The sequence below is a fragment of the Chlorobaculum sp. 24CR genome (genome assembly GCF_004118635.1).
Classification (GTDB): domain Bacteria; phylum Bacteroidota; class Chlorobiia; order Chlorobiales; family Chlorobiaceae; genus Chlorobaculum.
The window spans coordinates 41072-60315 of record NZ_SDGU01000110.1 but is presented as its reverse complement, the minus strand read 5'-3'; the positions used below and the strand labels follow the sequence as shown (position 1 = coordinate 60315).

The following is a 19244-nucleotide window of genomic DNA, read 5'->3' as shown; positions in this document are numbered from 1 at the left end:
AGTCAAGGTCGAGAAATTGAGTATAAAAAGTTGCATTCACAGCAGCTCCAACTCTTCTAAATACCTCGAAGCTCTGCTTCGAGGATCCTTTATTTTCGGCCAGTATTCAGCAGGAGAATTATCGGAAATATTCGCATTGTCCGGCCACTCGACAAGCGCGTAATTGGCAATTTGATTCGTCTGGTAAACCTCGGTAAGCCCGTTCTTTTTAAGCCAGTTTTTGGGAAAAAGGTGATGGCGCTCCAGCGAATTGCGAAAAGCGTCCGTCGTTGGATCAAGCAGCGATGAAACCTGCAACCCGGAAAAAAGTACTTTGGCGTCGAGCAAACTCAGCGCTGCAAGATAGGCCATCAATGAAGGGCTTCGGGCAGCGGCGGTATCAAGTTCATTTGGCAAGGTCACAAGCCAGAAATCTTCCGTCAGCCTCGTCTCAATATTCCGTTCGAGAAATGCCAAAAATGCGCGGCCATCTTTCACATCGCGTAATTGAAGGAGATCGCTTTCCAGCGCCGATTCCGGAGAATTTGTATAGCGCCCTGCAAGGCTTGAAAAAAAGAACCAACGGGCAATTGCCCGGCGAAGCTCGACTTCCGGAATACCAAAATCAACTTTGCCGAGTAAGTAAAAAACATAGCTGTAAAGAACCGTCGTTTCTGAAGTAATGAGCTTTCCGCTTCGATATCCGGCGCTCATGAGGCACTTCAGGAAATCTTTCCAATGCTGAAGGTTCAGCGCGCACTCTTGCGCCCTTTTCAAACAATCGAACTGTTCCACACGGCCATCTTCACTAAACTTGCCGGTCTCAAGGTCTTTGCCACGAAGCAATGAGTAAACGTAATGCAAACGGCCTCGCTTAAAACCATAGCCAACAGCTACGCGCAACAGTTGGTCTGGAGATGGCTGAATAAAGTGATTGTATGGCGCTGGCCCCTTTTCTGGCTTCTTGGCCGCACGGGCGAATCGTTCAAGTTCGTGCCGTCCTTCATCCCAATAGACCGACATGAGTGTCAGGATAAAGTCAGCTTCGTTGAGGCGCTGTCCTTTGCTGTTGATGCGAACAAAAACCTGGCTGACTTGCTCTTCATCGACTGTGGCAAGCAACTCCAGCGCACGGAAAGGATAGTTCACCAATCCCTGGAGACGCTGAATACTTTGCCGGATTTTCTTCATATCATCCGGGGAAACCTCCTGCACCACCCTGAGGCCGTCGAGATAACCATCTACCAACTCGAACAAATCTGTATCCTTTGACCAAAGCCGGGAAATATTCGGAATCCAATGTTTGTCTCGACGGATTGCCGCATCAGCCACATCAAACTTCTCTTCCAACGGGTGAAAAGCAATTTCGATGAACTCTTCGTCATAATCCTCACGAATAACCTTCTTTCCCTTGATCACTGCGTAAAGCGAAGTAAGGCGCTGCTGGCCATCAACAATCAGGAGATTTGGATACTTTTGTTTGCCATCTACGCCGATGCCTTTCGATCCGTCAATGTTTGCGTTCTGCCATAGCAGAAGATAGCCAACAGGATAACCTCGATACATCGAATCGAACAGGTCACGGCACTTTGCGTTTTTCCAGACGAATGGTCGCTGGATTTCCGGAAGACCTATGACTCCGAGATCAATACTTCCAAGCAAAGTTCCAAGGTCATAACCGACCTCTTTGAAAAGCAGGTTCGTATCGATCATTTCTATCGTTCGGTTGGCGTTAATTCTATCGGTCTGGAAAGCAATCGGAACGGCAACAACTCACACATCCAGCGAGGGCTGCTGCTTGCTGCGACTCACTCTTTCAACGTACGTAATCAACAGCTCTCAGGCAATTCCTGGCAGTAAACGAGGCGTTGATAGCTCCCCGCAGGAAAACGAAAAAGCCCCGGACGCTCGCGAATGTTAGCGGAGCGTCCGGGGCTTTTTGGCTGATTCCCGAAAATGCGCGAGGCGACGATCAGGAGTGGCCGCCTGCGACGATGCGGATCATCTTGATGTTCAGGATGAGAAACCTGAAGAGCTGCCACGGCACGAACTTGCGCCAGAAAAGCGTTGCCTTGTCGGGCACCGGCGGATAGGCTTCGTCGTAGTATGCCTTGAATTTATAGTTACCCATTGGTCAAAAGTTTTAGTTGAAATCAATGTTTTGAATGCGGTTACTTCTCACTCCGGAATGAGCCACCAGAACGGGTAGCCCTTCGCCTTGTGGAAGAACAGGTAGTGCAGAATAAACTTCAGCCAGTGACCGGCCAGACCGGCTTCGCCGACCGAGTAGGTCATGTCACGGCCCCACTCCGGATACTTCTCCCAGTCGGGCACGATGGGGAACACCGTCATCGACGCGCCGAGCCCGTCGAAGGAGCCGAAGCCGCCCGACACGATGCAGGCCGCGCCCATGCGGGCCATCGAGGCCCGGTGGTGGTGCTCCTTGTGGCCGCCCTTGATCTGCTCGGAGATGTTCAGCGCAACGATCTTGCCGATAACGCCCGACGGCATTCCGGTGCGCGGCGGCGTCGGAAAAATCTGCCGGCCATTGGCGCTCGTCATGGGCTTGGAGATCGGGTGCGGCGGCGCGAAGGCGATGCCCGCGGCGTAAATGTTGCCGTACATCGGGGTCTGGTAGATGGTCGGCCAGTCGCCGGCGCTCCACTCGTCGAAGGATTTGGCCTTGTAATCGGCATCGACCTTCATGAACTTGTTCGGCAGGAACATCTTGTCGGTGATGTCGTTGCCGCTCTTGTCGAAGGCGCTGAGGCCGACGCCGGAGAACGACGGAATGAGCATGGAAAAATCGAACTCCTGCGTCAGCATTTCGCCATCCAGCGTTTCATAATGCGCCACGCCCGGCTCCACCTTGAAAACGCCCGCGCGGCGAATCCACTTGATGCCGTATTCGGCAAGCAGCGATTCGGTAAAAATCTTCGTCGGAGTGATGTAACCTCCGCGCTTGATAAACGCGCCGCCCATGCCGAAATCACCCACTTCATACTCGTTTGAAATCCAGGTGATTTCCGCCATGTGGCTGAGGCCGAGCGAGGCGATTTCGTGAGCGATATTAAGAATGTACTCAAAGGCCGCGCCCTGGCAGGTGGCCATCGCATGGCCGGTGCCAATGAGAAAGCGCTGCTTCTGACCGCTCTTCATCTTCTCGATACTTTTCTGCAACTCCTCCCATGCGTGGGCCGCATGGCTGTACGTACAGACCGACATACTGTTCTTGTCGGGGCCGAGTCCTTCGGTGGCCTCGAAGTTCAGCTTCGGGCCGGTGGCGTTGACCAGGTAGTCGTAATCGACCGTCTCGGTGTAACCGGCGTACTCCTCGTCGGTGTATTCGATGGTGACGTAACCCTTGCTGGTGGAGGCGTCGCCTTCGGGATGAATCGACAGCGCCTTGGCCTGCTTGAAGTCGATGCCCCAGCGGTCATAGACCTTTTTCAGTTTGAAGCGCACATCGTCGATGGTCATCTGGCCCACGCCAACCCAGATGTTCGACGGAATCCACTGGTAATAGCTGTTGGGCGAGACAACCACCACCTCATGCTGCTTCCCAAGCTTTTTCTTGAGAAAGGATGCGCAGGTATGCCCCGAAACGCCAGCTCCCAAAACGACGACCTTTGCCATAGCGAGTCAGATTTTCAATTGTTAAAACGAAATGTTGGTCACCGGAAACCGGTCTCTGTATCAAAAAAATCGTTCCGTGCAGCCATTTCCAGATTCACGGCGCACCCGATGTGAGCCATGATACATTCGGCCTTAAATATAACTATATACTCATATCCAGCAAACCCCGTCCGGTTTTTCCCGTTTGAGAGAAATCTATAGTGAATAAGCAGGAACCACTCCCGACTGAGCATTAACCCGATATCGCTTTCAAAAGTGCCGAAACGGAGGCTGGGGCAGTGGCGGAAAACCGGGAAAATACGATTTCGATTTCGACAGCCATCCTGCCACGCTCCGATTCCGCATGGGCCGGGGAGGCAGAAGCGTCCCCGACCTCCGAACCACCCCGATACAACTGAGCTCGTGACACCGCTTCCGGCAGAAATTATCAACCCCTCGAATCGGTTGTGAAACGGTACGGCCGTTCACTGGCGAAACAACTTTTCCTCCACAGGAGCCACGTCATGAGAAACATCGTGTTCACCGGCAAAGGCGGCGTCGGCAAAACCTCCATTGCGGCGGCCACCGCCGTCAGGGCCGCGGCCCTCGGCTACAAAACCCTCATCATCTCCACCGATCCGGCCCACAGCCTCGGCGACTCCTTCGACATCGAACTCGGCCCGTCGCCGGTGAAGGTGGCCGAAAACCTCTGGGGCCAGGAGGTGAGCGTCTATGGCGACCTGTCGCTCAACTGGGAGGTGGTGCGCGAGCACTTCGCCCACCTCATGCAGGTGCAGGGCATCGAAGGAATTTACGTCGAGGAGATGGGCGTATTACCGGGCATGGAGGAGCTCTTTTCGCTCTCTTACATCAAGCGATACAACGAGTCCAACGAGTACGACCTGCTCGTGGTGGACTGCGCCCCAACCGGCGAAACGCTGCGCCTGCTCTCCATTCCGGAGACCTTCGGCTGGATGCTCAAGCTCATGCGCAACATGGAAAAATATGTCGTCAAACCGGTCATCCGCCCGCTCTCCAAACGCATCGGCCGCCTGCACGACTTCGTGCCCGACACCGACGTCTATGACCAGGTCGATCACCTCTTTTCGTCGGTCGAAGGGATCATCGAACTCCTGTCGGACGACTCGAAAACCACCGTGCGGCTCGTGATGAATCCGGAGAAAATGGTGGTCAAAGAGTCGATGCGCGCGCTCACCTACCTGAACCTCTACAACATCACGGTTGACCAGATCATCGTCAACCGCGTCTATATGGACGACGTTGACGGGCACTATTTCAAAGGCTGGAAAGAGATTCAGAAGAAGTACATGGAGCAGATCGAATCCTCCTTCGCGCCGATCCCCATCACCAGAGTGCCACTTTTCCGCACCGAGGTGCTCGGTCTCGACATGCTCAAACTCGTCGGCGAAACCGTCTATGGCGACCGCAACCCGCTCGATATTTTCTACCACGAAGAGCACACGGAGATCACCAAAATCGGCGAAGGCCACTACGAGATGAAGCTGCGCCTGCCCTTCGTCTTCGACAACCGCATGGAAGCCAACGTCACCCAGGTCGGCGACTCGCTCACCGTGAGGATCGGCAACTACCAGAAAGGGGTCGTGCTGCCAACCTTCCTGGCCGGAATGAAGGTCGCCCACGCCGGGTACGAAGAGAAATGGCTGGCTATCGAGTTCAAGAAGAAGGAGATGACTGGAGAAAAGGCGGGATAAACGATCTTACATTCAGGAGGGTTTTAACCCGACGGACATTGAGAATTCTTACATTTACATTGCCCCGGCTTTCAAGCCGGGGGGAGGCAGAGTGAGCCGTCAGCTTCGGGACGCTCTCAGTCGCGGTAATACGCCGCTCCGGCGGGCAGATCGTCCGGGGCAGCGACTTTGTGCACGTTGTACTGGTGGTCGATGACCAGGTCAGCGCGATAGCGGAACGACTTCACATCCTCGCTCTCCTTTTCGAGCACCCGCATACGGTAGTCGTCGTCCTCCTCCTTGCCTCGCAACTGCTGGCTTTTGCGGGTCTCGCGCCAACTGAGGTCGATATAGACGCACAGGTCGGCGTCCTTGATGCCAAGCGCGTAGAGACCGTCCACGACCAGCACTTCGACTCCGGAGAAATCGCTGATGAAACGATCCAGTTGACCGGTAATGATGTCGATGCACGGCATGAGCGACATGCGCCCGGTGCGGAAATCGTTAATGTTGCTTTTGAGCAGATCCCAGTCATATTCGGCGGCGCCGACATGCTCGAAGTTGTCGGCGATTCTTGCTGGCAGGCGCTCGGCGGGAGAAACGCGGTAATAGTTGTCGGTATGGAGTATTTTTGGCTGTACCCCGGCTTTCTTCAGGGCTTTGGCGAGCGTGTGGGCAAGTTCGGATTTGCCACTTCCCGATTCGCCCGAAATGGCCACGATGAACTTGTGGCCGGGCCGGGTTCTGCAAAGAACTTTCATGTCCGAAACGATTCTTTCGCAGATCACCGCCGCCGCGGAGAGGTGTTCCTGCCTGATCAGAAGTACGTCATTGAGCATAAGCATCGATAGTTTGCCTCCGGTCAGCCACGCCAGAAATCGCCGCGCCGGCAGGCCATGTTGTCAGGTAACAGTCTGAATATAAACAGATTCACACATTTTCACCATAATTGCGCTTGCGGCGAAGGCACGCTATCGGCGAGGCGAGCGGGGCGACGGGGCTGGCGGATTCGGAAGACCGCGCCCCCCAAGGAAAACCGAAGGCTCAGCGAGAATTGCCCTGTCAAGGGCGAACTCCCGACCTGTCGGCATCGCCCCCCTGCAATCGTTTCGGATTCACCCTCAAATCCTTTCAAATTACCAGAAACCAGAGTGTCAGATATTCATGAATTGGTACTGGCGCGAACAACGCGCAACCATAGAGCGTGACCGCCAGAAAGCAAAGCCGAGACCTCCTTGCCGGTCTCCGGCAACCGATCCTGATTGTTCGCTGATTCTGGCAGAACGAAAAATAGCTGGGTTATTCCGCGATTCTGATGAGGCTTGCCACTCCCGGCAGGGCGCTACCGCCGCTATCGGCTCCGGCGCAGCGATTGGCCTCTTGTTGCCAGAATTTTGTTGATTTCGTCGAAGTACTCCGGAACGAAGGTGTCGAGCGAGCTATCCGGATTGCGCGTGATCGACCAGTGAATGCCGATCAGGCTCAGTCTGGAGTGGAAGACAGCGAAGCTCGGAGCGCCGGAATCGCCGACCTGCAAGTAGGTTTCATCGCCGCCAACGGAGGGCGTATCGTTATTGCCGTAATCATACCCGGCGGTAATTCCCGTTGATCCTCCATACGAATACGGAGCGATAACCTCCAGCACGTTTCGCCCGACCCTGTGACGCATTCCGTAATTGTAAAGTTCGAGGCCGAGATACCTTTTCAGAAAGGGCAGCAGCAGCACCGGATAGCGCTCGATCGAGTGATCGACGATTGCCTTTTTGTCAAACCAGCCAATCCACAAGTCCGTCGTTGCGATACGCACGCCCCCCGTCACCGTGTAGGTGTAGCTCGTTCCCGTCAGCTCGTTGGAGGACCAGAAGGTCAACTTCTCGCCAACAAGCGGATGACGATGATTGGCGGAAAGAAAGCAGTTGTCGGTCAGTAGCGTCCCCCAGCGCCCCGAATTGCTGAATCCGACCCCGGAGAAACTGTAGGCTTGGCCAACGAAATCTTTGCCGATACCGTCGTAAAAACGGTAGTGCCGCGCCGGATAGTAATCGCGCACGATCATTTCGCCACGGCTGGCGCTCGGCATCAGCAGCAGCAAGGCTGTCAGTATTGCAGGCAAAACAGTTCTCATGGCAGCTCTGGCTTTGGAAATATCAACCCCGTCACACGCATTGGCACAAAGCAAAAGATATGAAAAATACATCTCAAGCTTCAGGGCGACGCCGATGCTGTGGATTGTCAGCCAGTGGAGCAGGCATTCACGAGCCATTACGGCGAACTGCGTCTTCGCCGATTAAGCCATAAGCTGCAAACAATTATCATCGCATACCATTGCAGGTCCGGCTCCGGCACCGCTACCATTGACTGATCCTTTGCATCCAGAACAGTATTGATTTGGTCATAATATTCCGGAACCAATGTATCGCCGGAAATAGTTGATCGATCGCTTAACCAGTGGATGCCGACCAGCGCAAGGCTGGAGTTGTACACGACGAAACTCGGCGCGCCTGAATCATAATACTGCAAAACGGTTTCATCGCCCCCCACCGACGGAGAGTCGTTGTTGTCGTAATCATACCAAGCGACTTCCCCTATTGATTCTGTAGTCGCACCCAACGAGACCTTATACACTACGTTTCGTCCGACGATATCCTGTTTTCCGTAATTATAGAGAACAAGGCCCGTATAATCGGCATTATCAGGCAGCGTCAGAATGGGATAGCGCTCAATGGAGGCATCGACGGCGGTATTGAACCATCCGACCCAGAGGTCCGTTGATTCGATTTTCGTACCCCCGGCGATGGTGTATGTATAGCTCGCCCCGCCGGGATCGTTGGTGGCATAAAACGTCACCGTCTGTCCGATTGCAGGATGATAATGCGCAGCGGAAATAAAGTAGTTGTCAGAGACCAACGTCGCCCAGTATCCGGTGCCGTAGTTGCTGTAACCGACTCCTGAAAAGTCGTAGAGCGCGCCGATGAAATTTTTGTCGCTTCCGGTGTAAAATCTGGAGTGCCTCGCCGCAGCGTAATCGCGTATGGTCATCGTGCCGTTCACGGAGGCCGGCAGCAAGAACATCAACGTAACCAATAATGATGCCAGAAATTTTTTCATGGCAGTTAACGCTTTAGAGGTGAAAATGCAAGCGAATATCTTTTACAAATCGGAAAACAAAAAGACTGAACATCCTGTTATTACTTCCAAACCGTCACCACACAGTATTTACAAAGCGAATTATTGACAAGCCGAATCAAAACAATCAGTGGTATTTCATTTTTTTTGTATCTCAAAAGCTTGCACCTTACGTATTAACATCGAGATACGTCACGATCCGAACAGTAAACGTACTCCTCGTCGCGCCAGGAACATTTCGCGTCTGGCCGAATATATCCCGTTAATTCCCGAATTGCATTAAAGTCGCGTCAGAAGCTTGCCAGAGCAAAAGAAAAAGAGCTAATGTGTTAAATCTTTTAAACTTGCAATTGCGCCATCCGTTTTGGCAAGAACGTGGCTATTTTGGCCGCTTTAATTTCCAAATATCGCTTTTTGTTTTTCTTTTACAAAAAGAAACCGTCAAAGAATATTTATTTACGATACTTTTCTCCGTGAGAATTACAACGGCCATACCGCAAAAACCTGGAACGCTTCACACTAACGAATGAGCTATACAAAGATTATTATTGATTATTATTTTTTCCAGAATATTGCATCATTAGAAATATTCTGCACCTCCTCAGATTTTGTTTAGAATAATTTCACTCATTTTTACTCTGCTTTGCAACAAAATCATACATATGAAATATATCATAACGGTTATGGCCCAACGCCGGTCGCATAGCAGATAAATATATTGCCAGCCCCGAAAACCGAGAAAGTGCATATGCACAAAATATATAAACAGGAATATTTTTTTACGCCGAAACGCACCCGTTTACCTGACACGCTTTGGAGACAGCAGCTTGTCTTCATTCTGCCCTTGCGACGGCGGGTTCCGGATTCATTAGCTGACGGAGCCCCTGCCTCTCTGCCTTGCCACCATGGCGTTAACGCAGGCGTTTGCGGTGAAAACAGTCGTCGAAACCGGTGGGGAAAGCTCCGCAACGCCGGAACAGAGAACTCTTTGCCATCTGGCGTCGCGGGGCGAGATCGGCTCAATCCTTGACGCACCGCACGGCGAAGCCGTTGCGCGGGCCGACCTCGCCGTGGCGAAGCGCCCTGTCGTAGAATCCAAGCGCCCGCGCCCAGGCCTTGCCGGGACTTGACGCGGTGGCGGTCCAGAAGCGGGCGAACTTGCCGATCATGAGAAAGTTGCCGTCGGCATCGCGCCTCGCCCCGCAGGGCTGGGCGTCAAAGCCGCTGTTTGAATCGCTTTCGCTGACCGAACCGCCCCATTTACCGGGAGCTTTCAGGGCTGCGCCCGCGTTCTGCTCGCCACCGAGCGCCTCGGCAAGCTCGCCCCACTCCTTGTCGGTAGCGACATGCCACCCTTCGGGAGCGAGGCCTCTCGGATCGCTGACCGCATACCTGTTATAGAGCGAGCCGCAGGTTTTCCCTTTTTCTGCGTTGTTGTCGTACGAGCATCGCGCGCCGACGGTTTGCGCGGCCCACGCCGCCCCCTCTTTGACCTCCGGAATCGGATCGCCGTTGCGATAACGGGTCACTTTCAGATTTTCGCTCATCCAGACATGCTCGCCGATTTTTACCGCGCCGTAGGTGTTGCCGTCAATATCGGTGAGGGTTTTCGGCTTGTTGCCGTTGCAACCGGCCATGAACAGAAGAGCGAAAAGAAGCGGTTTCATGGCTCCGGATTTGCCGGGGATGCGTCGTTTCATCATCATTGGGTTCCCTTGATTGATTGCGTTCTCCGGATTTCGCCGACAGCCTGATGGCTGAACGGGAACGGATGTTAACGGAGTTTATTGCAGACAATGTAGCGATTGCCGCAAGTTTATGCCAACCACTGCACCGGGTTGGCACGGAGGACGCTCTTTTTTATTAAATTTGCTAAATAAAGCTCTTATCGTCCACCATTCACGACAGCTCATGAACCGGCAGGCATTCAGCAAAATCACCAGGAGCGTCTCACTCATCGCCCTTGCAAGCCTCCTCGGAGCCTGCAATCAAAAGCCGCCCGAACAGCAACCCGCCGCGCCCGAACCGGCGCTGGCAGCTACCGATACCGCAGCCAGCGCCGTCACGATCGAATCCGGCAACAGCACGGTCGAGATCACCGATGCGGTAAAACCGTGGCCGGATGACGCGCCTGCCGATGTGCCCAGGTATCCGTACGGCACGATCAGAAAAGTCATCAAAACCGAAACGCCCGACGGATGCAGTTGGGACATGGCCATCGACCACCTGCCCGAACACGCGCTCCGGGACTACGAAGCGGTGCTCAAGGCGAAGGGCTTCGAGACCACCTCGATGATCGTCCCCGAAAAGGAGGGCGACCGGGGAAGCGTGACCGGAATCAAGGCGCCGTTCACGGTGGTGCTTATCGGCTCGGGCGGCAGCATGAGCCTGTCGATCATCCAGAAACAGTAGTTCAGCATTCATCAATCGACAACCCCTGCGACGCTATGAAACGTTACGATCCAGACTGCATCTTCTGCAAGATTGCCGCCGGGCACATTCCGGCCAGCCTGATCTACAAAAACGACCATGTGGCCGCCTTTCACGACATCAACCCGATCGCGCCCGTCCACGTGCTCATCATTCCGCGGGAGCACATCCGGTCGCTGAGCGACTTGACGGAGGGCGATTCGGAGATTGCCGCAGAGATTCTCTTGGCCGCGCGCATCGTGGCCGAAAAAACCGGGGTGCTCGACTCGGGCTACCGGGTGGTGTTCAACAACGGCGAGGACGCCCTGCAGAGCGTCGGGCACATCCACGCGCACTTGATCGGCGGCAAGACGATGGGCTGGCCTCCATTCGCGGGCCACGAAGTGGCTCACGGGCAGAAGTAAGCGCGAGCACCGTTTTTTCTGAAATTGCATTCCGACTTCAAAACGGGAAACATTTTAACTTGCACCTCTCGTTATTTAGAATTAGTCTATTTAAGTTCACCAAAGAGAGCATTGATTTTTTTACAGGATTGAAAAACAGATGAAGTTATCGGAATTGAAAGCCGGAGATCGGGCGCAGGTGAGTTCGGTCGCGGCGGAACCGGCTGTCAGGCGTCGCCTCATGGATCTGGGGCTGGTGAGGGGCACGGAGCTGGAGCTGCTGCGGTTCGCCCCGCTTGGCGATCCCATAGAAATCAGTTGCAACGGCCTGCTGCTGACGATGCGTCGCAACGAGGCTGACGGTATCACCGTACACAAACTCGCCTCGGCGGAAGGCCGTCAGCACGGATGGCAAGGGTTGCGCAAACGCCATCGTTTCGGACGCCGCGCATGAGCCAGCATAAAACCATCACGGTCGCCCTGGCCGGCAATCCCAATGCGGGTAAGTCCTCGCTCTTCAACGCGCTGACCGGCGCGCACCAGCGGGTGGGCAACTTCCCCGGCGTCACCATCGAAAAGCACGAGGGTTATCTCGATTACAAGAACTACCGCATCACCGTGGTCGATCTGCCGGGAACCTATTCGCTGACGCCCTACTCGCCGGAGGAGATCGTCACGCGCCGCTTCATCATCGACGAGAAGCCCAACGTGGTGGTCAACGTCGTCGAGGGCACCAACCTCGAACGGAACCTGATGCTCACCGTGCAGCTCATGGAGATGGAGGTCGATCTGCTCGTGGCGCTCAACATGATGGACGAGGTCGAACAGCAGGGAATTTCCATCGACCTCGACCAGCTCGAACAGCTCTTCGGCAGCCACATCGTGCCGATCTCCGCGCGAAACCACAAGGGACTCGACGACCTGCTCGACCATATCGTCAGCGTCAGCGAGGGGCGCATCGAAATCAGAAAGAACAAGGTGAGCTTCAGCGCGGAGGTAGAGAAGGCGATTGACAAAATCGTCGGCATGCTCTGCCATGAGCCGGCGCTTGACAAAGCGGCCAACCACCGCTGGATGGCCATCAAGCTGCTCGAAAACGACCGCGAGGTTTACACCCAGGTGCAGAAGTACCCGGTGTGGGTCAAAATCGAGCTGGCGTTGCAGGAGGCGATTTCGGAGTGCGGCATGCTGCACAGCACCGATCCCGAAGCGCTCATCACCGAGGATCGCCACGCCTTCGTGCGCGGCGCGATGCAGGAGTGCGTGCGCAAGCCGAAGACGACGCGAGCCTCGGCGAGCGACTACATCGACATGGTGGTGCTGAACCGGGTGCTCGGCCTGCCGGTCTTTTTTCTGGTCGTCTGGGCGATTTTTCAGCTCACCTTTACCTTGGGCAAGCCGCTCATGGAGGCGCTTGCATACTCCTTCGGCCTGCTGTCGGAAACGGTCGCCCCGCACCTGCCTGCCGGAATGGTGCGCTCGATCTTCGTTGACGGCGTGATCTCCGGCGTGGGCAGCGTGGTGGTGTTTCTGCCCAACATCGTACTGCTCTTCATGGGCCTGTCGTTCCTCGAAGCCTCCGGCTACATGGCGCGCGCGGCCTTCGTGATCGACAAGGTGATGCACCGCTTCGGCCTGCACGGCAAGTCCTTCATTCCGATGATTACCGGCTTCGGCTGCTCGATTCCGGCCATCATGGCCACTCGTACCCTGAAGAGCCGGTCGGATCGCCTCGCCACAATCATGACGATTCCATTCATGAGCTGCGGCGCGAAGCTGCCGGTCTATGTGCTCTTGGCCGGGGCCTTCTTCCCGCCCGCGATGGCGGCGAACGTCATGTTCGGCATCTACCTGCTCGGCATAGCCGTGGGCCTCTGGACGGCGTGGCTGCTGAAATCCACTGTTCTGAAAAGCGACTCTGAACCGTTCGTGATGGAGCTGCCGCCCTACCGCTGGCCGACGCTCACCTCGGTGGTGTTCCAGGCGCGGATGAAGGCCGTGATGTACCTGAAAAAAGCCGGAACGCTGATTCTCGGCGCAGTGATTCTGATCTGGGTGGCGAGCAACTTCCCGCGCAGCTCGGCGCTCGACGCGGAGCTGGCGACGGAGACCGCGCGGATCGAGGCATCGGCAGTCGCGCTGGAGCTGAAGGCGGAACAACGGCAGAAGCTCGAAGCGCGAATCGACGCGGGCCAGCTCGAATACTCGATTGCGGGACGAAGCGGCAAGCTGCTCGAACCGCTCATCCGCCCGCTCGGCTTCGACTGGCGCATCGGCATTGCGCTGGTGACGGGGCTTGCGGCCAAAGAGGTGGTGGTCTCGACGCTCGGCACGATTTTCTCGATAGGCCACGCCGCCGGCGAGACGAGCCTTTCGGAGATTCTCCGAAGCGAACCGGGATTCAGCAAGGCTACCGCGCTGAGCCTGATGGTGTTCGTGCTGCTCTACATCCCCTGCGTGGCGGCGGTGGGGGTGATGAAAAAAGAGGTCGGCACGTGGAAGCCGGTGCTTTTCTACTCAGCCTACGTCATGCTGGTGGCATGGATCGCCTCGTTCATCACCTACCATCTCGCGCTGCTGTGGATGTAGGCGGCGTCAAAATCGTCTTCTCCGACGCAATGGCGAGAGCGGAGTATTTCAGCACTCGCAACCCTTTGCGCGCGAGCTGACAATTATTTACGTTGAGCCGGTGACGCTGAACCGATCTTCCGTGATGCGTCACCGCTCAGGCGTTGACCTTCGGCGACGCAGATTTCAGAGAGCGGCTTGTCTCCGTGCCCATAAAATCATGTATTGAGAATCCAACCCCTAAATTCTTGAATCATGAAAACCGAACAGATTCATTCGTTGACAGCCTCATTTGAAGCCCATGCGCGGCAAACCGAAAGCGGCGTCGAATTCTGGCTTGCCCGTGACCTCCAGCAACTGCTGGGTTACGGTGAATGGCGCAATTTTAATACTGTCGTCTCAAAAGCGAAGATATCTTGCGAAGTATCTGGCTATGCTGTGTCTGACCATTTTGTTGACGTCAACAAAATGGTCAACCTCGGCTCAGGCAGTCAGCGGGAGATCGAGGACATCATGCTGACCCGGTATGCCTGCTATCTCGTCGCGCAAAACGGCGATCCGCGAAAGCAGGAGAGTGCCTTCGCGCAGACCTACTTCGCCATTCAGACCCGGCGAGCCGAGCTTATCGAGCAGCGTCTGCTCGAAGCGGAGCGGGTGTCGGCGCGAAAGAAACTCAGCGAAACGGAAAAGGAGCTGTCGGGCGTCATTTTCGAGCAGACGGGCGGCACTGAGAGTTTTGCCGTAATTCGAAGCAAAGGCGATCACGCCTTGTTCGGTAAAAGCACGCAGGCGATGAAGGCGCAGTGGAACGTGCCGGATAAAAGGCCGCTGGCGGATTTCGCGCCAACCATCATCCTGAAAGCCAAGGATTTCGCGAGCGAGATCACCATTTTCAATGCTCGCGAGCATGGCATGAGCAGCGAATCGGAGATTTCGCGAGAGCACGTAACCAACAACGCCGCCGTACGGAACACCCTTCTGGAACGCGGAATCCGCCCGGAAACCCTACCCCCGGCAGAGGACGTCAAAAAGGTCGAGCGCCGTCTTGCTTCCGAGGAAAAGCGCTCGCTGAAAAATCCCGACGGCTTGAACGACGCATCCGAGGAGTGAGGGAAGGAGATGCAATGCGCCGGTTATCGCCATGAGCAAAGCCGCTGAACTGGCAGGAAAATCGTATAATGAACTGAGCATGGAAATGTCATTCATCTAACCCCTGCATGAAGTGAATGTCGCGATACACGATTTAGAGATGTTTTTTTAACTTTGTTTTATAACCATTTTAAGGAAAAGAGCATATGAGCTCAAATCCAAAAGCAAATGAGGATAAGACTCGTCTCGATGAGATTGTGACGCAGTTTTCTGGTGCTGTGCATGAGTTGAAAATATATCATTACACGCTCAAGCAGCTTGTTGATGCGGAGGAGGATCGTATGCTTTTGCAAAGGGCGGCGGGTCGATTTTTTGAGTTGATACGTGATGTTTTAGTCAATTATCTGAATCTCGAATTTTCAAAATTGCTGGGCCCTCCAAAATCGTGCGGTGTCGAGAATTTCAGTGTCGAGAATATTCTGAACGATGCGGAATTTGGTTGGAGTGAGCTATTGAAACAGTCTGTCAATGAAGAGTTATCTCGCATACCTCTTTCATTCTGTGACAGGAAGAATGGCGCAATTTATACCGCAAGAAACAAGTATTTCGCCCATTACGACAAGGAGGTATTTTTGGCAAAAGGGGTTATCGGCGAATTCCCGGAGGGTGATGATGAAAAGGCATTAACTGCTTTGGAGAATATCAGTAACCTGTTTTATGAGGCACGATTTGGCGAGATCAGAGGGGACATGGTTTTGACGGGAGCAGGGGATGTACATGATTTGAAAAAATATTTGTGCAGAGGGCTGGCTTTCAAAAAGCTTTTTCATGAGCGTGGCGCTGATGTTCAACGTCTCTATGAACTTCGCAAAGAGCAGTGCCCGCATCTTTAAGAGTTGACAGAGAAAAAGACACAAGGGACAAAAAAGACGGAAGGGACGAAAGTGAAGGAAAATAGATAACCAAAATTTATGACTATGCCGGATGACAGGATTATTCCTCCGCATGGCGGATATCGCAAGTTGCTCTCTTATCAAAAGTCCGAGATTGTTTACGATGCAACCGTCTCTTTTACGCGGCGATTTTATAGCAGACGTGACAGAACCGTCGATCAGATGGTTCAGGCGGCTCGTTCCGGAAAGCAGAATATCATCGAGGGAAGCATGGCTTCGGGAACATCAAAGGAGACGGAGCTGAAACTGACCAACGTTGCCAGGGCGAGTCTCGAAGAGCTGCTTGCCGATTATCGGGATTTTCTTCGCGTCAATGGATTGCCGGAGTGGGATGCGCGGCATCCTTATGCGTTGCGGCTGAGGGAACTCAACCGGCAGCCCGATGCGGATTATGAGACCTTCCGGAAAGGGATCGAGCACGAAAATCCTGAAATCTGCGCGAATGTCATCATTGGACTTGTCAAAGTGTGCTGTTATCTGCTCGATCGACAGCTTCAAAGTATCGAGAGTTGCTTCCTCGAACAAGGCGGGATACGGGAGCGCATGACAAAAGCCCGGCTTCAGAGAAGAAGCGCCAAAGAGAAGTAGTCCTCGGTCTCTCTCTTTTCATCTCGCCCTTTTCGTCCCTTTCGTCCTTTTGGTCTTTACCGCCTCTCCCCCGGCTCCTCATGCTGTGGCTTCGGCCTCCTGCTGTTCGCTTGCGGCGGTGATGAGGCCCGCATCTTCGGCGCGGGTGATGATGTCCTCGATGGGCAGGTTCATCGGGGCAGGCGTGCCGTCGAGCATCGTGATCGTTACGGCCGGGTGGGCCGCCATGTGCTCGTCCATCGCCTTCTCAAGGCGCTTTTGGGTCGCTTCATCGAGCGTGTTCCACGAGAGCCGTCCGCGGCACTTCGGGAACTTCGAGCAGCCGAGCCACAGGCCGCGCTTGCCGGTTCGCAAATACATCGGCGCGCCGCATTTGGCGCAAGCCAGATCGGTGGTGACTGGCGGAACCTTGATCGGCTCGATGTGGCGCAGCTTGCTGAGGTTGAGCAGCGTGTTGCACTTCGGGTAGTTCGAGCAGGCCAGGAACGGGCCGAACCGGCCGTTACGCAACAGCATGTGCCCCTCGCCGCACGACGGGCAACGCACACCGGTCTCCTTCGGCTTGGCCTTGTTGGTGGTGATCGCCTTGACGTTCTTGCACTTCGGGTAGTCCGAGCAGCCGAGGAACTTGCCGCTCGTCGTCCACTTCACCACCATGTGCCCCTTGCCGCACTTTTGGCAGATGACGGCGTCGCGGTTCTGCGGAATGAGCGGGTCGCTCTTGCGGTGGCTCAAAACCGATTCGAGCGGACGGTAAAAAGCGTCGAGCACCTTTTCGTACTCGTCGTCGCCAGAGGCGACCTTGTCGAGTTCGTCCTCCATCTCGGCAGTGAAGCGGACGTTGAACAGGTCGGGGAAGTTCGCCACGAGAATCGTCGAAACATCGCGCCCCAGTTCGGTCGGGATGATCTTTTTCTTCTGAAGCTCCACATAGCGCCGCTCCTGAAGGGTCGAGAAGATCGAGGCGTAGGTGGAAGGGCGGCCAATGCCGTAGTTGTCGAGCTCCTTGACCAGGCTCGCCTCGGTGAAGCGGGCGGGCGGACGGGTGAAGCTCTGCTTGCGGTCGAGCGCCGACATGGCGAGCTGGTCGCTCACCGAAATCTTTTCGGGCAGCTTGACCATCTGCTCCTTTTCGATTTCGTCGCGGGTCGATTTCTGCGCTTCGTATTCAAGCTCCTGCTGGTCGTCATAGACCCGGAAGAAGCCGGGGAAAAGCACCTTGTTGCCCGTGGCGCGGAAGACGAACTCTTTCTGGTGATCTTCCACGTCCACGCGGGTCTGCTCGATCTTGGCCGGAGCCATCATCGCGGCGACAAAGCGCTTCCAGATCAGTTCGTAGAGCCTGAACTGGTCGGGCGTCAGGTGGCGGCGCAGCGATTCGGGCGTGCGCGTCACCGAGGTGGGGCGGATCGCTTCGTGCGCATCCTGGGCGTTCTTGCCCGCCTTGCCCTGGCTGCCGAAGCCTTTGTACTCCGGCCCGAACTGCTGCGAAATGTAGTCGTGCGCCTGCGCGACCGCCTCGCCGCTGATGCGGGTCGAGTCGGTTCGCATGTAGGTGATGAGGCCGGTCGCGCCCTCCGGGCCGAGGTCGATGCCTTCGTAGAGCTGCTGGGCGGTGCGCATCGTTTTCTGCGAGCCGAAGCCGAGCTGGTTGGAGGCCGCCTGCTGCAAGAGCGAGGTGGTGAAGGGCAGCGGCTGCTTGCGCTGAAGCACCTTCGGCACGATCTCGCCGATGGCGAACAGGCGGCCCTGGATGGCCGACGCGATCGCTTCGGCCTCTTCGCCGGAGGTGATGTCGGGCTTGTCGCCCTTGACCTTGACGAGCTTCGTCCGGAAGGTTTCGCCTGCGTCGGTAGTGAAATCGGCGTAGATCGTCCAGTACTCCTGCGGCGTGAAGGCCTCGATCTCCGTCTCGCGCTCGCAGATCAGCCGGAGCGCCACGGACTGCACCCTGCCTGCCGAAAGGCCGCGATAGACCACGTTCCACAGGAACGGGCTGATCTTGTAGCCGACGATCTTGTCGAGGCCCTGCCGGGTCTGCTGCGAGCGCACGAGCCGGTAGTCAATCTGCTTCGGATTGTTGACCGACTCGATGATGGCGTTCTTGGTGATTTCGTTGAAAAGCACCCGAAAAACCGGCTTTTTGGCAAACTCGATCTCGTTGGAGATGTGCCACGCGATGGCCTCGCCTTCGCGGTCGGGGTCGGTGGCGATCAACACTTCGTTGGCCTCCCCGGCAAGCTTCTTGAGCTGCCGCACCACCTTCTCCTTTCCGGCGATCACTTCGTATCGCGGCTCGTAGTGATTGTCGAAATCGATGCCGATCTCTTTTTTGGGCAAGTCCTTGATATGCCCTACCGAAGCATAGACCGTGTAATCGTCGCCCAGATATTTGTTGATAGTTTTCGCCTTTGAGGGCGACTCGACGACGATCAGGGTTCTGTTCCTGGCCGAAGGGGTTGCGCTTTTTGAAGCCATTGCGATGGAGCCCTGTTGCTTTGGGATTGCGGGCTGCCCGTCGCTACAACCGGGAGACGCCCTTGCAAATAATGTCGGAAAAAGATAGGGCTTGCCCGCCAAAAAACAAATTCTGTCCTATCCGGGCCTTTGTCGGCGTACGCTGGAAATTTATGGCGACAGGCTTCGTCCGACGCTGGATGCTGAGCTTTTTATTGCTTATTATTACCCCGATCGACAGAAGGCCAGGGCCACGGTTCATTGCCACCACAAAGAGCGGTCATGCCTGTAACGCCATTGTTATCAAGGCTGCCGCTAAAAAATGTCCTGAGCGGCCAGACGCC

17 protein-coding genes are annotated in these 19244 nt (G+C 55.3%); 9 read left to right on the top strand and 8 right to left on the bottom strand.

The genetic code is table 11. The features are described from left to right. Positions 1-36 precede the first annotated feature (36 nt). The 3 genes from EST62_RS13235 to EST62_RS13225 form a co-directional block, all read right to left on the bottom strand. Positions 37-1692 carry a DUF262 domain-containing protein gene (locus EST62_RS13235; RefSeq protein ID WP_129052526.1) on the bottom strand — a complete coding sequence of 552 codons (1656 nt, stop codon included), beginning with the start codon at positions 1690-1692 and terminating at the stop codon, positions 37-39. A gap of 259 nt (positions 1693-1951) precedes the next feature. Further along, the gene (locus EST62_RS13230) at positions 1952-2110 is read right to left on the bottom strand and encodes a hypothetical protein (protein ID WP_129052525.1); all 159 of its coding nucleotides are present in this window, start codon (positions 2108-2110) and stop codon (positions 1952-1954) included. 47 nt (positions 2111-2157) lie between these two features. Next, on the bottom strand, positions 2158-3615 hold the full coding sequence (locus EST62_RS13225; RefSeq protein ID WP_129052524.1) for an NAD(P)/FAD-dependent oxidoreductase: 1458 nt from the start codon (positions 3613-3615) through the stop codon (positions 2158-2160). A gap of 446 nt (positions 3616-4061) precedes the next feature. On the opposite strand from EST62_RS13225, the gene EST62_RS13220 reads away from it, so the two are divergent. Then, positions 4062-5327, top strand: a complete 1266-nt coding sequence (locus EST62_RS13220) for an ArsA family ATPase (RefSeq protein WP_256372376.1) — start codon at positions 4062-4064, stop codon at positions 5325-5327. 116 nt (positions 5328-5443) lie between these two features. Here EST62_RS13220 and EST62_RS13215 read toward each other — a convergent pair whose 3' ends face one another. The 3 genes from EST62_RS13215 to EST62_RS13205 form a co-directional block, all read right to left on the bottom strand. Continuing rightward, a complete protein-coding gene (locus EST62_RS13215) occupies positions 5444-6151 on the bottom strand; it encodes a uridine kinase (protein WP_245153680.1) in 708 nt (235 codons plus the stop codon). Between the two features lie 506 nt (positions 6152-6657). Further along, positions 6658-7431, bottom strand: coding sequence for a hypothetical protein (locus EST62_RS13210; RefSeq protein WP_129052522.1), 774 nt, complete (start codon positions 7429-7431; stop codon positions 6658-6660). Between the two features lie 137 nt (positions 7432-7568). Further along, on the bottom strand, positions 7569-8414 hold the full coding sequence (locus tag EST62_RS13205) for a hypothetical protein (protein ID WP_129052521.1): 846 nt from the start codon (positions 8412-8414) through the stop codon (positions 7569-7571). A 344-nt stretch (positions 8415-8758) separates the two neighbouring features. On the opposite strand from EST62_RS13205, the gene EST62_RS13200 reads away from it, so the two are divergent. Beyond that, positions 8759-8962, top strand: coding sequence for a hypothetical protein (locus EST62_RS13200; protein WP_129052520.1), 204 nt, complete (start codon positions 8759-8761; stop codon positions 8960-8962). Between the two features lie 489 nt (positions 8963-9451). Here the strand turns inward: EST62_RS13200 and EST62_RS13195 are convergent, their stop codons facing one another. Then, positions 9452-10135: a fibrobacter succinogenes major paralogous domain-containing protein gene (locus EST62_RS13195; RefSeq protein ID WP_129052530.1), complete on the bottom strand. Its 684-nt coding sequence runs from the start codon at positions 10133-10135 to the stop codon at positions 9452-9454. A gap of 208 nt (positions 10136-10343) precedes the next feature. Between EST62_RS13195 and EST62_RS13190 the strand changes: the two genes are divergently transcribed. The 7 genes from EST62_RS13190 (at position 10344) to EST62_RS13160 (ending at position 16443) form a co-directional block, all read left to right on the top strand. Further along, a complete protein-coding gene (locus EST62_RS13190) occupies positions 10344-10844 on the top strand; it encodes a hypothetical protein (protein WP_167599371.1) in 501 nt (166 codons plus the stop codon). Positions 10845-10879: 35 nt separating this feature from the next. Continuing rightward, on the top strand, positions 10880-11266 hold the full coding sequence (locus tag EST62_RS13185) for a histidine triad nucleotide-binding protein (protein ID WP_129052519.1): 387 nt from the start codon (positions 10880-10882) through the stop codon (positions 11264-11266). Positions 11267-11405: 139 nt separating this feature from the next. Beyond that, positions 11406-11699: a FeoA family protein gene (locus EST62_RS13180; protein WP_129052518.1), complete on the top strand. Its 294-nt coding sequence runs from the start codon at positions 11406-11408 to the stop codon at positions 11697-11699. After that, positions 11696-13834 (top strand): ferrous iron transport protein B, encoded by a 2139-nt coding sequence (gene feoB, locus EST62_RS13175; RefSeq protein ID WP_129052517.1) that lies wholly within the window; start codon positions 11696-11698, stop codon positions 13832-13834. Before EST62_RS13180 ends, feoB begins: the two co-directional genes overlap by 4 nt. 234 nt (positions 13835-14068) lie before the next feature. Beyond that, positions 14069-14923 (top strand): DNA damage-inducible protein D, encoded by an 855-nt coding sequence (gene dinD / locus EST62_RS13170; protein ID WP_129052516.1) that lies wholly within the window; start codon positions 14069-14071, stop codon positions 14921-14923. Between the two features lie 185 nt (positions 14924-15108). Continuing rightward, a complete protein-coding gene (locus EST62_RS13165; RefSeq protein ID WP_129052515.1) occupies positions 15109-15795 on the top strand; it encodes a hypothetical protein in 687 nt (228 codons plus the stop codon). A 78-nt stretch (positions 15796-15873) separates the two neighbouring features. After that, a complete protein-coding gene (locus tag EST62_RS13160) occupies positions 15874-16443 on the top strand; it encodes a four helix bundle suffix domain-containing protein (RefSeq protein ID WP_129052514.1) in 570 nt (189 codons plus the stop codon). Positions 16444-16521: 78 nt separating this feature from the next. On the opposite strand, the gene topA is transcribed toward EST62_RS13160, so the two are convergent. Continuing rightward, positions 16522-18921 carry a type I DNA topoisomerase gene (topA, locus tag EST62_RS13155; protein ID WP_129052513.1) on the bottom strand — a complete coding sequence of 800 codons (2400 nt, stop codon included), beginning with the start codon at positions 18919-18921 and terminating at the stop codon, positions 16522-16524. Positions 18922-19244: the final 323 nt, after the last annotated feature.